Raw genomic sequence first — 22085 nt, forward strand, 5'->3', positions numbered from 1 at the left:
GCGCCGGGCCCTGCCCGGCGGCCTCTGATGAGCACCTCCCCGATCGATTCCACCGCATTGCGCGCGGCCTTCGCCGCGCCGCTGGACCCGCAACGCGCCGACGTGCTGTTGTCGCGCTACGACCAGCACGCGTCGCGTTTGCTGGATGCCTTGCACGCGCTCTACGGCCAGCGTGCCGACTATGCATCGTGGCTGGCGCAGTGGCTGGGCGAGGTAGGCACGATCGCCCGGCAACGCCCGCAAGCCTTGCAAGCGCTCGACAGCACCCGGCACGCCGGTTGGTTCGGCGAACAGCACATGCTCGGCTACAGCGCCTACGCAGACCGCTTTGCCGGCACGCTGCAGGGCGTGGCCGAGCGCGTGCCGTATCTGCAGGAACTGGGCGTGCGCTACCTGCATCTGCTGCCGTTCCTGCGCGCACGCGCTGGCGACAACGACGGCGGCTTTGCGGTCAGCGACTACGGCCAGGTGGAACCCAGCCTGGGCACCAACGACGACTTGATCGCACTCACCACCCGCCTGCGCGAGGCGGGCATCAGCCTGTGCGCGGACTTCGTGCTCAATCACACCGCCGACGATCACGCCTGGGCACAGGCGGCCCGCGCCGGCGATGCACGTTATCTGGATTACTACCACCACTTTGCCGACCGCAGCCTGCCCGACCGGTACGAAGCCACGCTGGGGCAGGTGTTTCCGCACACAGCGCCTGGCAACTTCACCTGGGTGGACGACACCGCGCAATGGATGTGGACCACGTTCTATCCGTATCAATGGGATTTGAACTGGAGCAACCCGGCGGTGTTCGGCGATATGGCCCTGGCGATGCTGCGGCTGGCCAACCTGGGCGTGGAAGCATTCCGCCTGGATTCCACGGCCTATCTGTGGAAGCGTATCGGCACCGATTGCATGAACCAGCCCGAAGCGCACACCTTGCTGGTGGCTCTGCGCGCGGTGACCGATATCGTCGCGCCGGCGGTGGTGATGAAGGCCGAAGCCATCGTGCCGATGACGCAACTGCCGCCATACTTCGGGAGCGGCACGGACCAGGGCCACGAATGCCATCTGGCCTATCACAGCAGCTTGATGGCGGCCGGCTGGTCGGCGCTGGCGTTGCAACGCGGCGACATCCTGCACAACGTGATCGCGCACAGCCCACCGCTGCCGCGCCACTGTGCATGGTTGAGTTATGTGCGTTGCCATGACGATATCGGCTGGAATGTGCTGCAGCACGAAGCCAGCGGCAATGCAGCGCAACCGCCGTTTTCGCTACGCGATGTGGCGCGCTTCTATGCCAACGCGGTGCCTGGCAGTTACGCGCGCGGCGAGAGTTTCCAGAGCAGCGGCGACGGCGTGCATGGAACCAATGGCATGGCTGCTGCACTTGCGGGCATCCAGGCCGCGCAGGAGGCAGGCGATGCGGCGGCGTTGGCGGTTGCAGTGGACCGGCTGGTGTTGCTGTATGCCATTGCGCTTGCCATGCCGGGTGTCCCGCTGATCTACATGGGCGACGAATTGGCGATGGTCAATGACCCCGGCTATCGCGACGATCCGCTCCGCCAGCATGAAGGCCGTTGGCTGCATCGGCCGGCGATGGATTGGCAGCTTGCCGCGCAACGTCACGATGCCAACAGCCTGAGTGGCAAGGTGTACCGACGTTTGCGTGGATTGATCCGGAAACGTACCGCACTCACCGCGTTGGCGGCGGATCGGGCATTGGGCAGCATCGCGTTGAACGATGCTCGCGTGTTCGCGTTGACGCGTGGCGAGAGCTTTATCGCCTTGCATAACTTCAGTGACCAGCCGCTCGACGTGGAGCTTGCGGCGGTCGGCGTCGATGGATGGACGCTGCTGGCCATCGACGACGCGGTCGATGCTGCGGCCGTGAGCGACGATGTATCGATCGTGCTTCCGCCTTACGGCGTGCGTTGGTTGCAGCGTAAGGGCTGAACATACCCGATAGGCGTAAGCGGTGATTGGCCGCGCGTTTGGTGAGCCGCATCTTCGCCTAAGCGCGCTCCGCGCAATCACCTACTGATGCAAGCGCAGCATGGCCCGCGCACCAGGAGCGCGCGGGCCATGCCTTGAGCCCCGACGGGAACGGGGCTTTTTCAAGACCCGTCAATTGCCAGGAATCAGCGCTTTGCCAGCGCCAGCAGCGTTTCTGCGGTTTTCTCCGAAGACGCCGGGTTCTGACCGGTGACCAGGGTGCCGTCGGTGACCACGTACACGCCCCAGTCGGCGCCCTTTTCGTACTTGCCGCCGAGTTCGGTCAGCACGTCTTCGACCAGGAACGGCACGATCTTGGTCAGGCCCACGCCCTCTTCTTCGCTGTTGGTGAAACCTGTGACGCGGCGGCCATTGACCAGTGGCTTGCCGTCGCTACCCTTGACCCGACGCAGCGCGCCTGGTGCGTGGCACACCAGACCATGCGGCTTGTTGGCCTTGGCAAAGGTCTCGATCAGCGCGATGGAATCGGCGTCTTCAGCCAGATCCCAGAGCGGGCCGTGGCCGCCCGGGTAGAACAGCACATCGAAGTCCTCGGCCTTGATGTCGGCCAGACGGTGCGTGCTAGCGAGGGCCTTCTGCGCATCCTGGTCCTGCTTGAAGCGTTTGGTGGCGTCGGTTTGTGCGTCGGGCTCGTCGCTCTTGGGATCCAGCGGCGGCTGGCCACCCTTGGGCGAGACAAGGGTGATGTCCGCGCCTGCATCCTTGAACACGTAATACGGCGCGGCAAATTCTTCCAGCCAAAACCCGGTCTTCTTGCCGGTGTCACCAAGCTGGTCGTGGGACGTCAGTACCATCAAAACTTTCATCGCATTGCCTCGTGTCATGGCCCAACTGGGCAAGGCGGCCAGTGTGCAGTTCAGCCCGTTGCAGCCTCGTGTAGAGCGCGTGGTGCCCGCTGCATGTGTTCATGAATGTTGCGATCGCGTCCAACAAGCCAATGCAGTTGACAGGCGCGCCGCCGGTGCTCCGGGCGCCGCACGTGTCTTTTTACATGCCGGCTTTTGCGCGCCATTCGCGCCCACCCAACAATGTCTCGCCAGCTGTGTCAGCAACTGTCGGGCGCTGCGATGCGCCGCAACGGCAGCAAACGCCTCGCCTCACACATTCATTGCCGGCGGCTGCAGCTGATCCATGCGGATGCGGTTGGCGAACAACGAAAACGCCAGCATGCCGGCCAGCCCGCTGACACGGCTCACCCACGGCGGCAGCCAGCGTGGCGCGACCAGCACGCCGCTGTCGAACAACGGCGCAAAGCGCGCCACATCGCCCAATGCCATCTTGCCGGCGAACAGGTAACGGCACAGCTGCAGCTGGTCGCGCTGCAAGGAATGGCGGAAGAAGGTGTGCACCGCGACCAAACCACGCAGATACACGGTGTCCTTGGTGAACGCACCGCCGCCACTGGTCGGCACGCCGCGGAACACGCGCTGCGCCGACGAAAAACTTTCTGCAGCGCTCTGCCCGCCTGCGGTGAAATAGCGAAATACCTCGATGAAATCCGCACCCGAGCGTGCCATCGCAATCGCTTCGATGCGCAGGCTGATGCGCTTCATGCGCTCGATATCGATGCTGCCGGTGATCTGCTCGGCAAACGTGGCCAGGCCCTCCTGCGTTGCGGTCGTGCGCGGGGACGAAATGCCCAGGCTGGGCAGATGCACCTGCGCGCGCCCGTTGAGCGCGGTCAGCGAATGCACCAGCGCTTCGTGATGGAACAGCTGCGCGCGGTCGTAATCGCTGAACGTGGCACCGGTGCGCAAGCGGATGCGATGCGCGCCGGCCGCCGCCTTGGCGAGCAGATCCGGATCGAGCGTGACAGTGATGACGCGCCCCTCGAAAAACCCGTCCAGATCGTTCTGCAACTGCATGCGCAAGGCGGTGGCCGAGACCGGCACCTGCTCTTCCGGCGCCATCAGTTCGCGATCCAGCTCTTGGGCGATCTGGATGAAATGCTGCGCCGCTTCGCGTGTGCTCGGCCCGTTGCCCGGCATCGGGTCCTCCGGCACGCCGAACAATTGCGCCGAGTACTCGCTCACCGCCGGGGTGCCCAACGACTCCAGCAAACCTGCTGCAAGACTCCAGCTCTGCGCCGAATCGATGAGGTATTCACCCAGCGGATGATGCGGGTCGGCGTCCTTGGCGATGGCGGCCAATTCGCGCCGGGTGTCGCCGAAATCCAGCGACGGATACTCGACCTGCGGCAATTCCGGCTGCCCGCGCGCCACGCTGTTGAGAAACGGCTCCTGCAGCGAGCGCGGCCAGCTGGCCAGGGCCAGCAGGCGCACACCGCGCACGGCCTTGACCAGGCGCGCATCCAGCGCCGCGTGATGGACGATGTCCGGCGGCCCCTTGCGCGAGGGCATCAGCGCCGCCCGGGACGATCGACGCTGGCCGGCCGCTTGCCCGACCCCTTGCCGCGATTGTTCTGCGCAACGCGGGTGGCGAGCTTCTCGGCGGCGCTGGCCACTTCCACCCGCAGCTTCATGTAGTTGGCAACACGCTCCGGGTCCAGCTCGCCTGCGTCGATCGCCGCACGCACCGCACAGCCCGGCTCGGCGATATGCGCGCAATCGTTGAAGCGGCACTGCGCCGCCAGGGCCTCCACGTCCGAAAAACCGCCTTCGGCCAGATCCTCTTCGCCGGTCGGCTTGAGCTCGCGCATGCCAGGCGTGTCGATCAGGCACGCCCCGGACGGCAATGGAATCAACGCGCGATGCGTGGTGGTGTGGCGGCCGCGCGAATCGTTCTCGCGCACCGCATTGGTCTTCATCTTCTGCGTGCCGAGCAGCGTATTGGTCAGGGTCGATTTACCCGCACCGGACGAGCCCACCAGCACCGCCGTGCGGCCATCGCCCAGCCACGGCCGCAACGCGGCCACGCTGTCCGGATCCTTGGCATTGACCGCGCGTAACGGAATGTTCTGCGCCTCCAGCTCTTCCAGCACCGCCAACGCATCCTCGGCGTATTCGGTCTGATCGGCCTTGGTCAGCACCACCACCGGCTGCGCACCGCCGCCGCCCACCAGCAACAGATAGCGCTCGATGCGGCGTGGATTGAAGTCCGCATCCAGCCCGCACACGATGAACACCGTATCGATATTGGCCGCGATCACCTGCTGGTGGTAATGCTCGCCGGCCGCCCCCCGCTTGATCGAGGTGCGCCGCGGCAGCAACGCCACGATGCGCTTGCCCTCCATCAACACCCAATCGCCCACCGCCGCCCGCTCATGGCTTGGGAAGCGCGGCCGCTGCCACTCCGGCAACGACTCGGCCTTCAGGCTGGCCTCGGGCGTGTCGGCCACCACATACCCGGTGCGATGCTGCTCCACGACCCGCGCCGGCAATGCCTGCGGATGCGCAGCGAAGATCGCCTGCCAGGCCGCCTCTTCAGGCGGCCCCGGCCAGGGCCAGCCGATGGATTGGAGGGTGGGGTAATCGGGGGGTGTGTCGCTCATGGGGCGATTCTAGCTGGCTGGCCGCAGCGGCTTGTGCAAGCGCGTGCTGCACCGCGCCTCACGCGCCGCTTGACATCGTTGCCGATGCAAGCATGTCCGCTTGTCATATTTCCGATACCATGCCAAGCCTCACGCCTACAACCGGCCCGTCGCATGTCCACTGCCCCGCAAAAGCCGCTCGCCATCCGCGAGCGTCTGTCCGAAGTCCGCTACGAGATCCGGGGCGAACTGGCGCGGCGAGCGCGGGAGTTGGAGGCGCAGGGCCGCAAGCTGATCAAGCTCAATATCGGCAACCCCGGTGCGTTCGGATTCCGTGCGCCGGAGCATCTGCAGCGCGCCATTGCCGACGACATGGGCCGCACCGATCCATACACCCATCAGCAAGGCCTGCCGGAGGCGCGCGAAGCGGTCGCCAAGGCGTATGCGCGGCGTCAGCATCCGGACGCGCATCCGGACCGCATCTTCATCGGCAACGGCGTCAGCGAGCTGATCGATCTGTCGCTGCGTGCGCTGCTCAATCCCGGCGACGAAGTGCTGGTGCCCTCGCCCGACTATCCGCTGTGGTCGGCGGCGACCATCCTCAACGACGGCCGCCCGGTGTATTACCGCTGCGCGCCGGAAAACGGCTTCCAGCCGGACCCGGTGGAGATCGAGACGCTGGTGTCCTCGCGCACCCGCGCCATCGTGCTGATCAATCCGAACAACCCCAGCGGCGCCAGTTATTCGCGCGAGCTGCTGGAGCGCATCGTGGCGATCGCCACCAAGCACAATCTGCTGCTGATGGTCGATGAGATCTACGACCAGGTGCTGTACGACGACGCGGCCTTCGTGCCGGTGGCGCCGCTGGCCGGTGCGCACCCGTGCATCACCTTCAGCGGGCTGAGCAAGGTGCACCGCGCCTGCGGCTGGCGGGTGGGCTGGGCGCTGCTGTCGGGCGAGCAATCGCGCATCAACGATCTGCGCAACGCGATGGACCTGCTCGGCGCGCTGCGCCTGTGCGCCAACGTACCGGGCCAGTACGCCATCGATGCGGCGGTCAATGGGCCGGACACCATTTCCGCGTTGTGCGCGCCCGGTGGCCGCCTGTACGAAACCCGCCGTGCGGTGATCGAGGCCTGCGCGGCCAGCGAGCACCTGTCGCTGGTGGCGCCGGCCGGTGCGCTGTACGCCTTCCCGGCGGTGGTCGGTGCGGCCGCGCGCAATTTCGACGATCATGCGTTCGCACTCGATCTGATGAACGAAGAAGGCGTGCTGGTGGTTCCCGGCTCCAGCTTCAACGTGCCGTATCGCCACCATTTCCGCGTGACCCTGATGCCGGAAGCCGGTGTGATGCGCGATGTGTTCGCACGCATCGACCGTGCATTGGCACGCCGCGCCGAGGCCATTACCAAGGTGGTTCCACTCAAGCCACGCAGCGTGGCCTGATGACTGCGCCTGGCGCGCCGCTGCGCTATCTGGCGCTCGGCGATTCGTACACCATCGGCGAAGGCGTTGCGCCTGACCAGCGTTGGCCTTCGCAACTGGTCGTTGGCTTACGTGCATACGGTTGGAACGTGGCGCCGCCGCAGATCATCGCCACCACCGGCTGGACCACCGACGAATTGCAGGCCGGGATCGACGCGGCAGCCCCGCAGGGTCCGTTCGACCTGGTGAGCTTGTTGATTGGCGTCAACAATCAGTATCGCGGGCGCCCATTGGACGAGTACCGCCAGCAGTTCGACGCCCTGCTGCTGCGTGCAATTGCATGCGCGAACGGCCACCCGGCACGCGTGTTCGTGCTGTCGATTCCCGATTGGGGCCTGACCCCGTTTGCGCGCGCGCGCAGTGGCGATGCCGCGTTGATCGGTGCGCAGATCGACGCGTTCAATGCAATCGCTGCCGACCGCTGCAGTGCACATGCGGTGCGCTTTGTCGACATCACGGCCACCAGCCGCGATGGCGGCGATGCGGTGGACATGCTGGTGGACGACGGTTTGCATCCTTCCGGCGCAATGTATGCGCGTTGGACGGCACTGGCGCTACCGGCAGCGCGCGATGCGTTGGGCGCAACTGGGTCGTTGGACACGATCGTCTAAGCGTAGCTGGGCAACACAGACCGGGCTGCTGCCAGGTAGCTGCGGCCAGCGCCCGGAATCAGGATTCACCAACCGTACGCTGCAGTTCTTGCATGCGGCCCAAGCCCATCTGCTGGCTGCGCGCAACATCTTGGCAAGGCACCAAGTCACAGCGTTTTGCTGCGCTTCTCTGCCGCGGTTGTGCGCGCGTGGGTTTGCACCTGCCTACACAGCGCGAGATGTCGCACGCGATCACTGCCAGCCCTCTTTACGTCGATGCGGTAGCAGCAGGCGTTGCAGCCAGGCCTTTCGATCCGCGCAGGTCGGATACCAGCCACCGATGCATCCGTGGGCACGCATCGCAAACTGCCAACCCGCCCTACCCCAACCAGCCCGGCAGGCCCTAAGCTAGCCGCGCAGCACGCCTGATTGCCAAGGAACGACATTGCACACCACTGCCACCCAACCGATGAGCCGCGCGCAGGCGTTGACGATTGCACGCGCATTTCTGCCGGCGCATCCGCTGGGCAACCGCTACGACTACTACTACACGCAAGCCAAGCTGCGCACCGACCCGCTGTATCCGGGCGTGCTGGCCGAGCTGCGCACGACCACGGCGCCGGTGCTGGATCTGGGCTGCGGGCTCGGCCTGCTGGCCCATGCACTGCGCGCCGATGGCCAGGCCTTGGCCTATCACGGCGTGGATGTGGATGCGTCCAAGATTCGCCGCGCACAGCACATCGCGCAGCGCTCGAACCTGGGCGCTACCAAGTTCGAGGTGGTCGATCTGAGCGTGGCGTGGCCGCAGCATCGGGGCAGCGTCACCATCCTGGATGTGCTGCAGTATCTGCAAGCGGACATGCAGGCCAGTCTGCTGCGCAGCGTGGCGCAGATGCTCACGCCCGGCGCGAAGCTGGTGATTCGGAGCGCGCTGGGCGATGCCAGCAGCCGTGGCCGCACCAGCCGTGTCACCGACGTCCTGGCGCACCTGAGCGGCTGGATGCAGCGGATGCCGCGCAGCTATCCCACGCGCGAGAGCCTGCAGGCGCACCTGGACGCAGCCGGTCTGCGCGCCACGTTTGCGCCGTTGTATGGCAACACGCCCTTCAACAACTGGCTGATCGTTGCAGAGCCACGCTGAGCGCGGCAGGCGACGGGCACACGTTGCGAGCAATCGTCGACCAGACGTCGAAGCGGGGAAGGAACTGTCATGTCTGGGCGGCGCATGCCGCGCCAACACCGGCAGCGCCCGCCAGGCGGCGACTGCAATTGTTTTGTCCGTCGCGCTTAATCCGGCCGCCGCCCCACCAACCCGCGCGCCTGCATCGCCTCCAGCACGCCGCGCAGGATGGTGAGGTTGTGGCCGTGCGCCGCGCCTTCATGCAGCAGCACGATGGCGCCGGGTCGCAGGTCGCGCACGATGCGGGCGACGGTGGTGTCCGGCTCGCATTGCACGCCGTCGAAGCCGCGCGCGCTCCAGGCCACCCGGGTCAGCCCGTGCGCGCGCAGCGGCGAGGCGACGAAGGGGTTGGTCATGCCGACCACCGAGCGGTACAGCCGTGGCGCCTGGCCGGTAATGCACGCCAGCACGCGCTGCGCCTGGCCGATTTCCTGCGCCATCCGGCGCGGCCCCAGCGCCCAGAACCAGGCTTGCGGATGGGTGTGGCTGTGGTTGCCGATGCCATGCCCGCGCCGCACCATGTCGCGCACCAGCTCGGGCCGCTGCTCGGCACGCGCGCCGACCAGGAAGAACGTTGCCTTGGCGTCGTAGGCATCCAGCAGGTCGAGGATGGCTGGGGTGTCGTCGGACGGGCCATCGTCGATGGTCAGCCAGACATGCGGCGCGCGACCGGGTAACCGCGCCAGCACCGGCGCATACAGCCGCGCGCGCGGCAGGAACACCGGCACCACGAACAGCGCATGCGACAGCAGCAGCGCAGGCAGCCCCCAGGCCCAGCCCAGATGCCACCACAGCAGTGCCACCGCTGCCTGCGAGAGGGCCAACAGGCCCACCCAGCGGTAGGGGCGCGAAGGGGTGCGATACAGCGTTTCCGGCGTGGTCATGCCCAATGATGCCATGCGGCGTAGAATGCCCGGTCTCCACGCTGCCACCCAAGTGCTGCCATGTCTCTCGATCCCGCCCTGCGTTCCCGTATCGATACGCTGCTGCAATCCAGCCGCGTGGTGCTCTTCATGAAAGGCCAGCCCGGCATGCCGCAGTGCGGTTTTTCGGCCAAGGCGGTCGGCGTGCTGGACGGCCTGGGCATCGACTATGCCCACGTCAACGTGCTGGCCGACCAGGAAATCCGCGAGGGCATCAAGGCCTATGGCGACTGGCCGACCATCCCGCAGCTGTACGTGGACGGCGAGCTGATCGGCGGCAGCGACATCATCGTGCAGATGGCCGACAGCGGAGAGCTGAGCAGCATGCTCGGCCTGCAGGCGCCCGACCGCAGCCCGCCCAAGATCACCATCACCCCCGCCGCGGTCGAGATGCTCAAAGGTGCGCTGGCCGATGCGCCGGATGCCTCGCTGACGCTGGCCATCGATGCCAATTTCCAGCCCAATTTCCAGCTGGCGCCGACCAACCCGAACGCCATTGCGGCTGAATCCAACGGGCTGCGCGTGCAGTTCGACCTGGCCAGCGCGCGTCGTGCCGACGGCATCACCATCGACTGGGTCGACGACATCCGCGGCCGTGGCCTGGCCATCGATAACCCCAATGCGCCCAAGCCGGTGCAGGAGCTGTCGGTGCGCGATGCCGACGACCGTCTCAAGGCCGGCAGCCTGACCCTGGTGGACGTGCGCCCGGCCGACGAGCGCGCACTGGCCACGGTGGCCGCACCGTTCCGCACGCTGGATGCGCACGAGCGCGCCGCCATCGAACAGTTGCCCAAGGACACCCCGCTGGCGTTCCTGTGCCACCGCGGCGGCCGCAGCCTGCAGGCCGCCGAACATTTCCGTGGGCTGGGCTTCACCAATGTCTACAACGTCACCGGCGGCATCGATGCGTGGTCGGACGAGGTGGACAACGGCGTGGCGAAATACTGAGCAACACATCGGCGGTCGTCGCACGGTCGCGGCTGCCGCTCGCCGGTCATGCGTCCTGGGTAGACTGCCGCGCCTGCGACAACCGCGTGACCGCGGTTCGCCAAGAGGCAGCCTAGGCCGGCACACCGCAGACCGAAACGGGCGCTCCCTGGAGCGCCCGTTTTTCATGGATCACCCTGCACAAGGACATCGCTGCAATGCATACCCGCCTGCTCTCTGTCGCCCTGGCCGCGCTGCTGCCGTTGGCCACCCACGCCGCCGAACCGTCGCGCGCGGTGCTATTGGTCCAGACCTACGACAACCAGCCGACCGACGATCCGCTGGAATACATCCCGGTCTGGCTCGGCGAGGGTATCGCCAGGGAATCGACCCTGCCCGAGGCGCTGCTGGGCCAGCCGTTGCGGGTCTTCAACGCAGGCGTTTCCACCGGCAACGTGCGGCTTGCGGCACTGACGGTAGACGACAACAGCATGTGCGGCGGCACCGCGAAGCTGCGCATCAAGGGCAACCCCACGCTGTCCGACTCGCCGCTGCTGTCGACCGTGGATGTGAATCCCGGCAAGCGCTTTGCCGGCCGCGCAGCCACCGCCAGCGAACAGGCCGAGCTGTTTGCACAGGTCAACAACACCGCGCCGCTGCGCAAGCGCGTCTAGCCGGCAGCCCTGGCGCAGGCGCTGGCCGCGTTCGATGCCGATCGCGCGCAGGATCTGGCGGCGCTGCAGATCGTCACCGATACGCAGCAACCGCAGCGACGCGTGGCGATCCTGACCTCCAACCATCCCATCGAGACCGGCAACCCGGACAACCCCACCGGCGTGCTCGTCGTCCTTGCGATCTTCGAGCATGACGGCAGCCGTTGGCAGTTCCGCAAGGGTCACGCTGCCAGCGGCTGCGACGATTGCGAAGACCTGCCGCTGCGCACGCATCTGCTGCAGTTCGGCGATATCGACGGCAACGGCACGCTCGATTTCGTGCTGGCCGAAAGCGGCTACGAAAGTTACGGGTTTTCTCTGCTGCTCGGCGAAGGCGCCAGCTGGCGGTCGGAAGCATTGCCGGGCGGCTGCTGATCGGTGTTGACTGCTTGCACGCTGCCCGGTGCGGCATGCGCAGGGCGGCATCTTCTGCGTTGCGATGCCCACCTGTGCCCGGCTGCAGCAGCGTCGTTACCCACGCTGCACGGCAGACCTCGATCATCGGCATGCAGATCGCCGATGCAGGTCTTCAACCGGCAAATCCACCCTCATCCAGAAACTGCTGCTCTTCTGCCGTGGTCTCACGTCCCAGCACCGCATTGCGGTGCGGGAACCGGCCAAAGCGCTCAATGATGCGCTGATGCTCCAGCGCCCAGTGGGTGGTCTGTGCATCGCCCAGTGCAGTGATCAGTTGCACCGCGCGCGCCTGCTCATCGGCGTGTTCGGCATGCTCGAAGGGCAGATAGAAAAACAGACGCAGTTGCGCCGACACCTGTTGATCGAAGCCGCTGGCGAGCGCCTGTTTGGCGTACCGCAGTGCCAGGCCATCGGTGGCATAGGCATGCGCACTGCCGCGAAACGCATTGCGTGGAAATTGATCCAGCAGGATCAGCAAGGCCAGTGCATCTTCGGCGCGTGCCATCCACTGCGCGTACTCACCCCGTGCGGCGGCAAAATGCTGCTCGCTGAAGTGTTGGCGAAAATTGGCATCGAAGGCGTCGTTGTGCGTGAACCAGCGCGCCGCGCCGGCAAGCTCCCAGAAAGCCAACACCACATCGGCCTGCTTGTTGCGCTCTGTTTTGGCAATCATCGGCACATCCCCTGACGAATTCGGCATAGCATGCACGGGTGCATGTGATGAGCCCGCCGCTCTCGACCTCCAGCACTTGGCAAGCACGCCGCCGACGACTAGGTTGGCGGCTGACGTTTTCGTGTTACCGGGGAAATCCATGCGTTCCATCCTGTTCGCCGCGCTGGGCGCGGCGGTGCTGTGCGGGCCTGCGTCTGCGGCATCGGCCGCATCGCGCTTCGTGCAAGATCCCTACCCCAGCACCTATCGCGCGCTCGCGTCCGCTCCGGTGCTGATCCAGCACGCCACCGTGCTCACCGGCACCGGCGAGCGGCTGGACGATGCCGACGTGTTGCTGCGCGACGGCAAGGTGGCTGCGGTGGGCAAGGCGCTCCAGGCGCCCGCTGAAGTGCGCCGTATCGACGGCACCGGCAAGTGGGTGACGCCCGGCATCATCGATGTGCACTCGCATCTGGGCGTGTATCCCAGCCCGGGCGTCAGCGCGCATAGCGACGGCAACGAGATGACCGCGCCGGTGACGCCCAACGTGTGGGCCGAGCATTCGATCTGGCCGCAGGATCCCGGCTTCGGCACTGCGCTGGCCGGCGGCATCACCTCGCTGCAGGTGTTGCCGGGCTCGGCCAATCTGATCGGCGGGCGCGGCGTCACGCTCAAGAACGTTGCTTCCACCACCTACCAGGGCATGAAATTCCCCGGTGCACCATGGGGCCTGAAGATGGCCTGCGGCGAAAACCCCAAACGCGTGTACGGCCAGAAAGGTGGCCCCGGCACGCGCATGGGCAACGTGGCCGGTTACCGCGCTGCGTTCATCGACGCGGCCGAGTATCTGCAGAAGAACGCGCCGAAAAAGAAAACCGCCAAAAAGCGCCATTGGTGGAGCCGCGGCGGCGACAACGACAGCAGTGGCGATGCCGGCGGCAAGCGCGATCTCAAGCTCGACACACTGGCCGGTGCCATCAACGGCGACATCCGCGTGCACATCCACTGCTACCGCGCCGATGAGATGGCGACGATGCTGGATCTGTCCAAGGAATTCGGCTTCCACATCGCCGCCTTCCATCACGGCGTGGAGGCCTACAAGCTGGCCGACCGCCTGGCGCAGGACAACGTCTGCGGCGCGCTGTGGGCCGACTGGTGGGGCTTCAAGATGGAAGCCTTCGACGGCATCCAGGAAAACATCGCACTGGTCGATCGCCCGGCCAACAGCTGCGCCATCGTGCATTCGGATTCGGAAGAAGGCATCCAACGACTCAACCAGGAGGCCGCCAAGGTGATCGCCAACGCGCGTCGCAGTGGCATGGAGATCCCGCCGGAGCGCGCCATCCGCTGGCTCACCAGCAATGCCGCCAAGGCGCTCGGGATCGAGCAGCAGACCGGCGCACTGGAGCCGGGCAAGATGGGCGATGTGGTGGTCTGGAACGGCAACCCTTTCAGTTCGTATGCGCTGGCCGAGCAGGTGTATATCGACGGCGCGCAGGTCTACGACCGGCACAACCGCGCACTGCAGCCGGTGTCGGACTTCATGCTCGGCCAGGAGGTGGCACGATGAGCCGCGTCACGCACATGCCCCCGCGGTTGCGCGCGATCGCGGCATTGGTGATGGCCACGCTGGCATTGCCGGCCTTCGCGCAGCAGGTGCTGATTCGCGGCGCCACCGTGCACACTGTCACCGCGCAAGGCACCCTGCAGAACACCGACGTGCTGGTGCAGGGCGGCGTGATTCGCGCCATCGGCCGCAACCTGGCAGTACCCACCGACGGCCGCGTGGTCGAAGCAAACGGCCGCCTACTGACGCCGGCCTTATTCGGCGGCATTACCGAAATCGGTATCGAAGAAGTTTCCGGCGAAGAAAGCACCGTGGACAGCGGCGTCAAGCTGGCCGATCAACCGATGCGCCCGGAATTCGACGTCACCCTGGCCTACAACCCCGATTCGGTGCTGGTGCCGGTGGCGCGCGTGGAGGGCATCGGCTTCACCGCGTTGGGGGCGACCACCAGTGGCGCCTTCATCGCTGGCCAGGGCGGCATCGTGCGGCTGGATGGCAGCCCGGATCCGGTCGGCCCGCATGCCTTGTTTCTTCGCATCGGAGCGGCGGCGTCCGATCTCACCGGCAGCTCGCGCGCCGCGCAATGGATGTTGCTGGATCAACTGGTTGCCGAAGCACGCGGGCGTATCCCGGCCGATTGGCCGCATGCATTACTGACCCCGGTTGGACGCGGTGTACTGGCAAACTACCTGGCCGGCCAGGGTCGCATCGTGGTGCAGGTGGAACGCGCAGCCGACATCCGCCAGCTGTTGCGCTGGGCGCAGCGCGAAAAGGTGCGCATTGCCATTGCCGGCGGCGCCGAAGCCTGGAAGCTTGCGCCGCAACTGGCGCAGGCCAAGGTCCCGGTGTTGGTCGACGCGCTGGCGGATCTGCCATCGACCTTCGACCAGATTGGCGCGACGCTGGAAAACGCCGCACGTCTGCGCGCTGCCGGCGTGGAGGTCAGCTTTACCCAAAACGGCGATGCCTCGCACAACGCACGCAAACTGCGCCAGCTGGCCGGCAATGCGGTCGCCAATGGCTTGCCATGGGAAGCCGGCCTGGCCGGCCTGACCCGTGTGCCGGCAGACATCTTCGGCGTGGGCGATCGCATCGGCAGCATTGCGATCGGCAAGCAGGCCGACCTGGTGCTGTGGGAAGGCGACCCGCTGGATGTGGCGCATTATGCCGAGCAGGTCTGGCTGGGCGGCCGCGACATGCCGATGCGATCGCGCCAGAGCGAGCTGCGCGACCGCTACATGCAGCAGGCCGGCCCGCTGCCGCGCGCCTATCTGAAGTAAGCGTGCGGTGGGTTGCTCAAGCGCCACCTGAGCATGGTCTTTCATCGTTGGTGTGCCGGCACAGCGGGTACCGGCGCACCGCTTCACCGCTTTGCTGCTGTGCACAGGTGATGTGCTGTCATGGCGTCCTGCCGCATCTTGCTGGCGGCCTTCGCTGTCGTGATGTTTCCCACTAGGCCTATCGCATGTTTTCGGTTTCGCTCTTGATAGCGCTTGGCCGCCTTGGCGTCTTGCTACGGCATATGCCGCGTGCCCACCTCGCCGTTGCACGACCGTGAGCTCGCTCTTCCACGGTAGCGGCTTGCGTTCGATCGATCGGGCGGTATTGCGCCAGGCACCTGCCAATCTGCAGCGCGGGATGGAAGCGGTGGGCGGGCGTCTGATTCTCACCGCCGATGCGCTGCTGTTTCAGCCGCACGCGTTCAATGTACAGCGCCAGACGCTGAGCCTGCCCTTGCCGCAGATCGTGGCGATTCAGTCCTGCTGGACACGCCTGTTCGGCCTGCTGCCGATCGCGCCGACATCGCTGGCAGTGCGGCTGGAGGACGGAAAGCGATACCGCTTCGTGATCGGCAAGCGCACGCAATGGATGGCGGACATCGCCTCGGCGCGGGATGCCCTGCGCTGAGCCGTGCAAGGACGCCGGTGCGTCGCAGAGGCAGCTGGCAAGGCGACTGCGTCACCGCCAAGCCGGAGGCGGCCGCCGATCCGTGCGGCATGTCCCCGCGCGTGCAGCGCGGTGGCCGTGCGCCGTCCACGACAACCGACAAAGGCTCTCGGGGTTTTGGTAGCCTCTCCATGGCCGATGCCGGAACTGCGTATTGCAGTTGCCCACTGCGGCGACAGTCAGCGATGCCCGCAAGTAACCAACGACTCCCCCTTGATCGCTGTAATTTCGAACAGTGCGTACATTCTCTGTCTTCGGTACTGGCCTAGCATCGCGCGCACGCATCGCCACCATGCCTTGCTTCCGACAGCTCACCCGCATGCCTCGCAATCTTCGACATCACTTCGCCTGCGCACTGCTGCTCTATGCCGGCATCAGCGCACCTGCACTGGCCGATTTCGGGATCAGCCGCAGCGGCAACCGCGTGATCGTCGACAGCGGCGCCGAGCTGGTGTTTGCGGTCGATGCCCGAAATGGCGACATCGTGTCGATGCGCTATCGCGACAACGAACTGCAGACCACCGAATCGAAGGGCTCGCACATCGCTTCGGGGTTGGGCAGTGCCAGTGTGGATGCACGCATCGTTGGCGGGACGATCGTGGTGTCGGCCAAGGCCGGCGACTTGGTCCAGTACTACATCGCACGCAAGGGCCGCAACGCGATCTACATGGCCACCGATGCGCCCACCTTGCTGCCAGTGGGCGAATTGCGCTTCGTCGCCCGCTTGAACGTGTCCAAGTTGCCCAATGCGCAGCAGGAGCCCGATTCCAATGTCGGCAGAGCGATCGAAAGTGAGGATGTCTTTCTATTGCCGGATGGGCGCACCAGCTCCAAGTTCTATTCTGCACGTCGAATGATGGACGACCAGGTGCATGGCGTCAGTGGCCCTGGCGTTGCCGTGTTCATGCTGATGGGCAACCGCGAGCGCAGCGCGGGCGGCCCGTTCTTCAAGGACATTGCGACGCAAAAAACCAGCCTGACGCATGAGCTCTATAACTACATGTATTCCGATCACACCCAGACCGAAGCCTTTCGCGGCGGCCTGCACGGGGTGTACGGGCTGCTGTTCACCGATGGAAGCTTGCCGTCGAGTGCGCAGCTGGACACCGCGTTCGTCGATGCCACGCTGGGCCTGAGCGGTTATTTGCCGGCAAGCGGGCGCGGCACCGTGAGTGGGCACGTCGGCGGCGTGCTGCCGGGCCAGCCGGCCGTCATCGGCCTGCGCAACGCGCAGGCGCAGTACTGGGCCACCGCCGACGGCAGCGGGAACTACCAGGTGACGGGTGTTCGCCCGGGCAGCTATCGCATGACGCTCTACCAAAACGAACTGGAGGTCGCACAACGCAACATCGAGGTTTCTGCCGGTGCCACTGCGCACGCCGCACTGCAGGCGGTCGTTTTGCCGGGCACGGTGAAGTGGCAGATCGGCATTCCCGACGGCACGCCGGTGGGGTTCAGCGACGCGGACCTGCTGCCGCGGGCGCACCCTTCCGATGCGCGCATGCACTGGTCTGCGGTGACCTACACCGTGGGATCGAGCAGCGTGAGCAGCTTTCCGGCAGTGCAGTGGCGCGGCATCAACACCCCGAGCCGGATCGACTTCACCCTGCCCGCCAACGAGGTGCGCGGCTATCACCTGCGTCTTTTCGTGCCGTTGGCACAGGGCGGCGCACGTCCGCAGATCAGCGTGAACGCACGCTGGAACGGCCCGCTGCCTGCCGCGCCCACGCAACCAAAGACACGCGGCATCACGCGCGGCACTGCGCGCGGCAACAATACCCTTTACGAAGTGGACATCCCTGCCTCGGCCTTGCAGGCCGGCAACAACCGCATCGAGATCGGCATTGCCTCCGGCTCCCCGGATAACGGCTACCTCAGCCCGGCAATCGTGTTCGACAGCATCCAGCTGGTGGCGTTATAGCAACGTCCGAACACACGATTCGCGCAGTGGCCAGGCACGCGCGGCTGGTAGGTGGCGTTGGCATGCAGCGCTCGGCCGTTCCGATGTTCATCGCGCCGGCACCGGCCGCGTAGCGGCGCGTTGTTCGCCGCTCCGGATCTGCGCGCAAGCGCGTTCGCGGCCACGCGCGGCGCAGGCGCAGTGATCCATGCACATCGCTCACGTGAGCTCATCCAAGATCCGATGCCGAGGCGACAGGCGCCACACACCGCACGTGGCTGTCACATGCGCAGCGCTGCGCCGCCAGCCGCTCGAACAATGCACAGGCGGCGACTTGTCCAACGTTGAAAAAACCCGCGTGCGTGCCGACCGATACCGCCGACACGCACGATACAGCCGGGCTGCGCTTACTTCGCATCCAAGGTCGCGCTGACCTTGGCCCATCCATTGCCGCGTACCACTTCAAAGCCCGCTTCGGCCGCATGCAGGTACATGCTGTTGCTGTAGCGGCCATCCTTGGCGCGGTTGTTCTGCAGCCAGGTCAGGAACGGCTTGGCATCCACGTTGAGGCTGCCGCTGGTCTTCAGCGTCGGCTGGCCGGCGGTCCCGGTCGGGATGAAGGTGTAGACGTAATAGCCGGCGCCGGAATTGAAGCCTTCCCACAGATCGAAAGTGCGCCCGCCCGCGGTGATGACCTTGGTCGCGGTCACGGTGCCGACCGGCCAGGAATTGTGGTCGCCCCAGATCATCACTTCCAGCTGCGGATTGCCCTTGGCGGTGTCCCAGCGAAAGAAGATGTCGTAAGCGAAATCACCGGCTAGATTGGTGCCGCCTGCGCTGTAATTGAATTTGAATGGCAGCGAGCTGATCGAGGAGATCTGCTTGGGGAACAGCGTGTCGGTGGTCGGATTCCAGTTGTAATGCCAGCCGCGCACGATCGCCGGATAGCCGTAGAGGTTGTAGTCGGCGAAGTTGAAGGTGACCGTCAGCTCCGGCGTACTGCCGGTGCCGAACGTGCCCTGGATGATGTTGTTGGGATCGTTGAAATTGTTCACCCACGCATAGTGGTTGCCAAAGATCTTGTACGGGCCGGCGAGCGCCGCCGGGGCGAGTGCGACCAGACCGAAAGCGAGCGCCGCGGTCCACCAGCGCGAGGCGCGCCGCCGCGTGGTCGGCGCCTGGGCGCACGTCTGGACAAGGGAGCTGGATGGGCAGTTGTGCATGGTGACTCTCCGTATGATTCAGCGCGGCGGCGCTGGTGCAGCGTCGTCGGGACCTGCCGTGCGGCAGTCGGGTCGGACCGTAGCAGCGGCGCCACGCGGGGAGCTATAACGATTCCGGCGGCGTCACCCGGCCAAGCGCGATAGCGGGCGCCACCTTGCACTTGGAGCGTGCGCTGGCTAGCACTTAGGTCACCGGACACGGGCGTAGCGGCGGGTTTCGCGCCAAAGACGCCCGCGCGTGGGGCGGTAAATGGTGCACAGCCACATACGCATCGCCCGTGTCCGCACGTGCCGGCGGCGTCGCTTGCGCGTGCAATGCCTTTCAACGCAGTGCGGCGTCGCTGCCACCGGCCTGCATCAGTCCGGTCGCCATCCGCGCGATCGGCGCCCGCAACACGCTCCACCTCAGGCCTACGCGGCGGAGCCGTTTTGCGATAGCGTTCGCACTACAGACAACGCAACAGCCGGAGGGGGCGACGATGCGTATCGGAATCGTGGTGGACAGTGCGTGCGATCTGCCGCAGGACTTCATCCAACGTCACAACATCATCGTATTGCCGATCAGCGTGCGTATCGGCGAGGCCGTGCTGGCCGATCATCGCGACGAGGAAGCCACGCTGAGCTTTTTGCAGGCGCATGTGGCCGAGCGCGGGCACGAAGCGGAAACCACGCCGTTTTCGGTCAACCAGATCCGCGATCTGTTCCTGCAACAACTGGTCATCGACTACGACCATGTGTTCTGCCTGACCATTTCCAAACTCCGCAGCCAGATCTTCGACAATGCGATGCAGGCCAGCTTCGCGATCCTCAACGACTACAAGCCGATCCGGCAGGCCGCAGGCCACACCTCGCCGTTCGCGCTACGGGTGATCGACACGCTCAACCTGTTCGCCGGCCAGGGCATCACCGCCGTGGAAGCAGTCCGCCTGCGCGACCAGGGCCGGAGCGTGGCGGCCATCCGTACCCGCCTGGAACAGCTGGCCGAGCATACCTATGGCTACATGATTCCACGCGATCTCTACTACCTGCGCGCACGTGCACGCACCAAGGGCGATCGCAGCGTCGGCCTGATCGGCGCCGCGCTCGGCAGCGCGCTGGACATCAAGCCGGTGCTGCGCGCCTACCGCGGCGTTACCGAGCCAGTGGCCAAGCTCAAGGGTTTCGAACCTTCGGCCGAAAAGCTGTTCGGCTTCACCGTGCGCAAGATTCGCGACGGCCTGATGACGCCAACGGTGTGCGTGGGCTACGGCGGCGAGCTGGCCGAGCTGCATGCCCTGCCCGGCTATGCCGCACTGCAGGGCGCCTGCCAAACCCACGGCGTGGAACTGCTGGAAAGCGTGATGAGCCTGACCGGCATGGTCAACGTCGGCAAGGGCGCCTTGGCAGTCGGATTTGCTGCCGAGCCACACGCGTTTTCGGCCTGAGGCATGGGCGGGGGTGCGATGCGCTCGCCAGACACGCCGTCATCCATCACGCGAGTCGATTGCTACATTCATGCCGCCAACGGTTCCGCAATGACGAGGCACCGCGCCAGGCAGCGTGCTGATGATTGCCTTGAATGCGGCGCAGTCCAGGACGTGGCTGCCGTCCATGGCGGCAGCCACGCCGCATTGGACACAACGAAGGACCTGCTACAGGTCGTAAGACAGCACGTCTTCGAAACCGAATGTGTCGAAATTTTCGATGCGCGAGGGATACAGGCGACCGACCAGATGGTCGTATTCGTGTTGCACCACGCGTGCGTGGAAACCTTCGGCATCGCGCTCGATCGGAGTGCCGTCGGGTGCGAAGCCGCGGTAGCGAATGAAGCGATAGCGTGGAATGACTGCGCGCAGGCCGGGAATCGACAGGCAGCCTTCCCAGCCGTTTTCCATTTCTTCCGACAGCGGTTCGATCTGCGCGTTGGCCAGGGCCGTGCGCGGCACTGCGGGCGCTTCCGGATAGCGCTCGCTGGCGTCGAAACCGAACACCATCAATTGCAGATCCACCGCGATCTGCGGTGCTGCCAGACCGACGCCACGCGCAGCGTCCATGGTTTCGAACATATCGGCCACCAGCGTGTGCAACTCGGCGCTGCCCAGGTTGCTGACCGGTGGCGCCACACGTAGCAGGCGCTTGTCGCCCATGCGGATAATTTCGCGAATCATGCGGGTGCTCCTGACGATCGTGGCGTGGATTCTAGGGCGGCTGCCGGCCGGTAGCGAACAAGCGCCGGGCGGTGCAATAGTCCGCAGGCGCTGCAGTGTACGAGCGGTCGCTGCCGCGGGTTGTGCATGCCGGCACCGGGCAACGCTCGCGCCAGCGCACGGTGCGTGCAGCCGGCCTGCTGTGCCGCGCTCAGCAGGTGTCGTGCATGCGCAAGTGGACGTGCAGCAGGCTTGTTCATCGCGCTGTGAATAGGCGCACTGCATCTATCGCCAGCGCTGCGGCCAGCGTGATGGCGCAACACCGGCTTGGCGCCGGTTGAACCGGCTCAAACATGTCAGCGGCCAATGCGTTGACCGGCCTCGTCCAGCACGCGTTCGCCGTCTTCCTTGATGAAGCCGTGCGTGGCTGGCGGCAACAGATCGAGCACCAATTCGGAGGGGCGGCACAGGCGTGTTCCGCGCGTGGTCTGGACGAATGGGCGGTTGATCAGGATCGGATGGGCGAGCATTGCGCTCAACAACGCCGCATCGTCCAGGGTGGGATCGTCCAGTCCCAGTTCCAGATAGGGCGTGCCTTTCTGGCGCATGGCCTGGCGGACCGTGATGCCGGCAGCGGCGATGAGCGCCTGCAGCGTCTGGCGGCTTGGCGGATGCTGCAGGTAATCGACAATCTGCGGTTCGATGCCGGTGTGGCGGATCAGGGCAAGGGTATTGCGGGAGGTTCCGCAACCGGGATTGTGGTAGATGACGGCGTGCATGGTGGCCTGGCGCTGGGTTGGCTGGTGGCTGGTGGCTGGTGGCTGGTGGCTGGCGGCGCCGGCAACGGATGACCGAACGACGCCCAGACCGGCCAGTGTACGAGTGGCGCCCGGGCGTGCCGAGCGCTGGCCACGACGTGCGCAGGCGCCTTGGCGAGGATGCCTGGGGTGAACTCCCAGACTGCAACCCTGCCGATAACTTTTTCAGGTTGCCGCTTC

General features: G+C 65.8%; 18 protein-coding genes and 1 pseudogene. 11 read left to right on the forward strand and 8 right to left on the reverse strand.

All coding sequences use genetic code 11. The features are described from left to right. Nucleotides 1–27 precede the first annotated feature (27 nt). Entirely contained in the window at nt 28–1947 is a 1920-nt protein-coding gene (locus tag J7396_RS10170) for an alpha-amylase family protein (RefSeq protein ID WP_209261392.1), read from the forward strand. Nucleotides 1948–2132: 185 nt separating this feature from the next. On the opposite strand, the gene J7396_RS10175 is transcribed toward J7396_RS10170, so the two are convergent. The 3 genes from J7396_RS10175 to rsgA form a co-directional block, all read right to left on the reverse strand. Next, nucleotides 2133–2813: a type 1 glutamine amidotransferase domain-containing protein gene (locus J7396_RS10175; protein ID WP_011348546.1), complete on the reverse strand. Its 681-nt coding sequence runs from the start codon at nt 2811–2813 to the stop codon at nt 2133–2135. 291 nt (nt 2814–3104) lie between these two features. Continuing rightward, entirely contained in the window at nt 3105–4367 is a 1263-nt protein-coding gene (locus J7396_RS10180) for a flavohemoglobin expression-modulating QEGLA motif protein (protein ID WP_209261393.1), read from the reverse strand. Then, a complete protein-coding gene (gene rsgA, locus J7396_RS10185; protein WP_209261394.1) occupies nt 4367–5458 on the reverse strand; it encodes a ribosome small subunit-dependent GTPase A in 1092 nt (363 codons plus the stop codon). The genes J7396_RS10180 and rsgA overlap by 1 nt, the downstream gene beginning before the upstream one ends. 153 nt (nt 5459–5611) lie before the next feature. Between rsgA and J7396_RS10190 the strand changes: the two genes are divergently transcribed. The 3 genes from J7396_RS10190 to J7396_RS10200 all read left to right on the forward strand — a co-directional run bounded on the left by J7396_RS10190 (nt 5612) and on the right by J7396_RS10200 (nt 8653). Next, nucleotides 5612–6883: a pyridoxal phosphate-dependent aminotransferase gene (locus tag J7396_RS10190; protein WP_209261395.1), complete on the forward strand. Its 1272-nt coding sequence runs from the start codon at nt 5612–5614 to the stop codon at nt 6881–6883. After that, nucleotides 6883–7533, forward strand: coding sequence for an SGNH/GDSL hydrolase family protein (locus J7396_RS10195; protein WP_071118224.1), 651 nt, complete (start codon nt 6883–6885; stop codon nt 7531–7533). The genes J7396_RS10190 and J7396_RS10195 overlap by 1 nt, the downstream gene beginning before the upstream one ends. A 448-nt stretch (nt 7534–7981) precedes the next feature. Then, entirely contained in the window at nt 7982–8653 is a 672-nt protein-coding gene (locus J7396_RS10200; RefSeq protein ID WP_008573627.1) for a methyltransferase, read from the forward strand. A 146-nt stretch (nt 8654–8799) separates the two neighbouring features. On the opposite strand, the gene J7396_RS10205 is transcribed toward J7396_RS10200, so the two are convergent. Continuing rightward, complete coding sequence (locus J7396_RS10205) at nt 8800–9591, reverse strand: polysaccharide deacetylase family protein (protein ID WP_014091033.1); 792 nt, start codon at nt 9589–9591, stop codon at nt 8800–8802. Nucleotides 9592–9636: 45 nt separating this feature from the next. On the opposite strand from J7396_RS10205, the gene grxD reads away from it, so the two are divergent. Next, a complete protein-coding gene (grxD, locus tag J7396_RS10210) occupies nt 9637–10563 on the forward strand; it encodes a Grx4 family monothiol glutaredoxin (RefSeq protein ID WP_005913558.1) in 927 nt (308 codons plus the stop codon). A gap of 197 nt (nt 10564–10760) precedes the next feature. Then, nucleotides 10761–11630 (forward strand): annotated as a pseudogene (locus J7396_RS10215) (hypothetical protein). A 154-nt stretch (nt 11631–11784) separates the two neighbouring features. Here the strand turns inward: J7396_RS10215 and J7396_RS10220 are convergent. Next, on the reverse strand, nt 11785–12351 hold the full coding sequence (locus tag J7396_RS10220) for a DUF924 family protein (protein ID WP_029820243.1): 567 nt from the start codon (nt 12349–12351) through the stop codon (nt 11785–11787). Nucleotides 12352–12484: 133 nt separating this feature from the next. Here J7396_RS10220 and J7396_RS10225 point away from each other — a divergent pair, with 133 nt between their 5' ends. The 4 genes from J7396_RS10225 (at nt 12485) to J7396_RS10240 (ending at nt 17759) form a co-directional block, all read left to right on the forward strand. Further along, entirely contained in the window at nt 12485–13894 is a 1410-nt protein-coding gene (locus J7396_RS10225; RefSeq protein WP_014091036.1) for an amidohydrolase, read from the forward strand. Continuing rightward, entirely contained in the window at nt 13891–15171 is a 1281-nt protein-coding gene (locus J7396_RS10230; protein WP_209261396.1) for an amidohydrolase family protein, read from the forward strand. Before J7396_RS10225 ends, J7396_RS10230 begins: the two co-directional genes overlap by 4 nt. Before the next feature lie 301 nt (nt 15172–15472). Then, nucleotides 15473–15799 carry a hypothetical protein gene (locus J7396_RS10235; protein WP_014091038.1) on the forward strand — a complete coding sequence of 109 codons (327 nt, stop codon included), beginning with the start codon at nt 15473–15475 and terminating at the stop codon, nt 15797–15799. A 358-nt stretch (nt 15800–16157) separates the two neighbouring features. Continuing rightward, nucleotides 16158–17759, forward strand: coding sequence for a rhamnogalacturonan lyase B N-terminal domain-containing protein (locus J7396_RS10240; RefSeq protein ID WP_209261397.1), 1602 nt, complete (start codon nt 16158–16160; stop codon nt 17757–17759). A gap of 386 nt (nt 17760–18145) precedes the next feature. On the opposite strand, the gene J7396_RS10245 is transcribed toward J7396_RS10240, so the two are convergent. Continuing rightward, nucleotides 18146–18961: a cellulase gene (locus J7396_RS10245; protein ID WP_005920703.1), complete on the reverse strand. Its 816-nt coding sequence runs from the start codon at nt 18959–18961 to the stop codon at nt 18146–18148. A gap of 479 nt (nt 18962–19440) precedes the next feature. On the opposite strand from J7396_RS10245, the gene J7396_RS10250 reads away from it, so the two are divergent. Further along, complete coding sequence (locus J7396_RS10250) at nt 19441–20385, forward strand: DegV family protein (RefSeq protein ID WP_008573777.1); 945 nt, start codon at nt 19441–19443, stop codon at nt 20383–20385. A gap of 207 nt (nt 20386–20592) precedes the next feature. Here the strand turns inward: J7396_RS10250 and def are convergent, their stop codons facing one another. Together def and arsC are read right to left on the reverse strand one after the other, a co-directional pair. Next, nucleotides 20593–21108: a peptide deformylase gene (def, locus tag J7396_RS10255; protein WP_008573775.1), complete on the reverse strand. Its 516-nt coding sequence runs from the start codon at nt 21106–21108 to the stop codon at nt 20593–20595. A gap of 335 nt (nt 21109–21443) precedes the next feature. Further along, nucleotides 21444–21866: an arsenate reductase (glutaredoxin) gene (gene arsC / locus J7396_RS10260; protein ID WP_011348560.1), complete on the reverse strand. Its 423-nt coding sequence runs from the start codon at nt 21864–21866 to the stop codon at nt 21444–21446. Nucleotides 21867–22085 lie beyond the last annotated feature (219 nt).

Source organism: Xanthomonas sp. A1809 (assembly GCF_017746015.1).
Classification (GTDB): Bacteria; Pseudomonadota; Gammaproteobacteria; order Xanthomonadales; family Xanthomonadaceae; genus Xanthomonas; species Xanthomonas euvesicatoria.

Coding starts and splice junctions, on each gene's coding strand:
- J7396_RS10170 (WP_209261392.1), top strand. CDS start 28: ATGAGCACCTCCCCGATCGATTCCACCGCATTGCGCGCGGCCTTCGCC.
- J7396_RS10175 (WP_011348546.1), bottom strand. CDS start 2,813: ATGAAAGTTTTGATGGTACTGACGTCCCACGACCAGCTTGGTGACACC.
- J7396_RS10180 (WP_209261393.1), bottom strand. CDS start 4,367: ATGCCCTCGCGCAAGGGGCCGCCGGACATCGTCCATCACGCGGCGCTG.
- rsgA (WP_209261394.1), bottom strand. CDS start 5,458: ATGAGCGACACACCCCCCGATTACCCCACCCTCCAATCCATCGGCTGG.
- J7396_RS10190 (WP_209261395.1), top strand. CDS start 5,612: ATGTCCACTGCCCCGCAAAAGCCGCTCGCCATCCGCGAGCGTCTGTCC.
- J7396_RS10195 (WP_071118224.1), top strand. CDS start 6,883: ATGACTGCGCCTGGCGCGCCGCTGCGCTATCTGGCGCTCGGCGATTCG.
- J7396_RS10200 (WP_008573627.1), top strand. CDS start 7,982: ATGAGCCGCGCGCAGGCGTTGACGATTGCACGCGCATTTCTGCCGGCG.
- J7396_RS10205 (WP_014091033.1), bottom strand. CDS start 9,591: ATGGCATCATTGGGCATGACCACGCCGGAAACGCTGTATCGCACCCCT.
- grxD (WP_005913558.1), top strand. CDS start 9,637: ATGTCTCTCGATCCCGCCCTGCGTTCCCGTATCGATACGCTGCTGCAA.
- J7396_RS10225 (WP_014091036.1), top strand. CDS start 12,485: ATGCGTTCCATCCTGTTCGCCGCGCTGGGCGCGGCGGTGCTGTGCGGG.
- J7396_RS10230 (WP_209261396.1), top strand. CDS start 13,891: ATGAGCCGCGTCACGCACATGCCCCCGCGGTTGCGCGCGATCGCGGCA.
- J7396_RS10240 (WP_209261397.1), top strand. CDS start 16,158: ATGCCTCGCAATCTTCGACATCACTTCGCCTGCGCACTGCTGCTCTAT.
- J7396_RS10245 (WP_005920703.1), bottom strand. CDS start 18,961: ATGCACAACTGCCCATCCAGCTCCCTTGTCCAGACGTGCGCCCAGGCG.
- J7396_RS10250 (WP_008573777.1), top strand. CDS start 19,441: ATGCGTATCGGAATCGTGGTGGACAGTGCGTGCGATCTGCCGCAGGAC.
- def (WP_008573775.1), bottom strand. CDS start 21,108: ATGATTCGCGAAATTATCCGCATGGGCGACAAGCGCCTGCTACGTGTG.
- arsC (WP_011348560.1), bottom strand. CDS start 21,866: ATGCACGCCGTCATCTACCACAATCCCGGTTGCGGAACCTCCCGCAAT.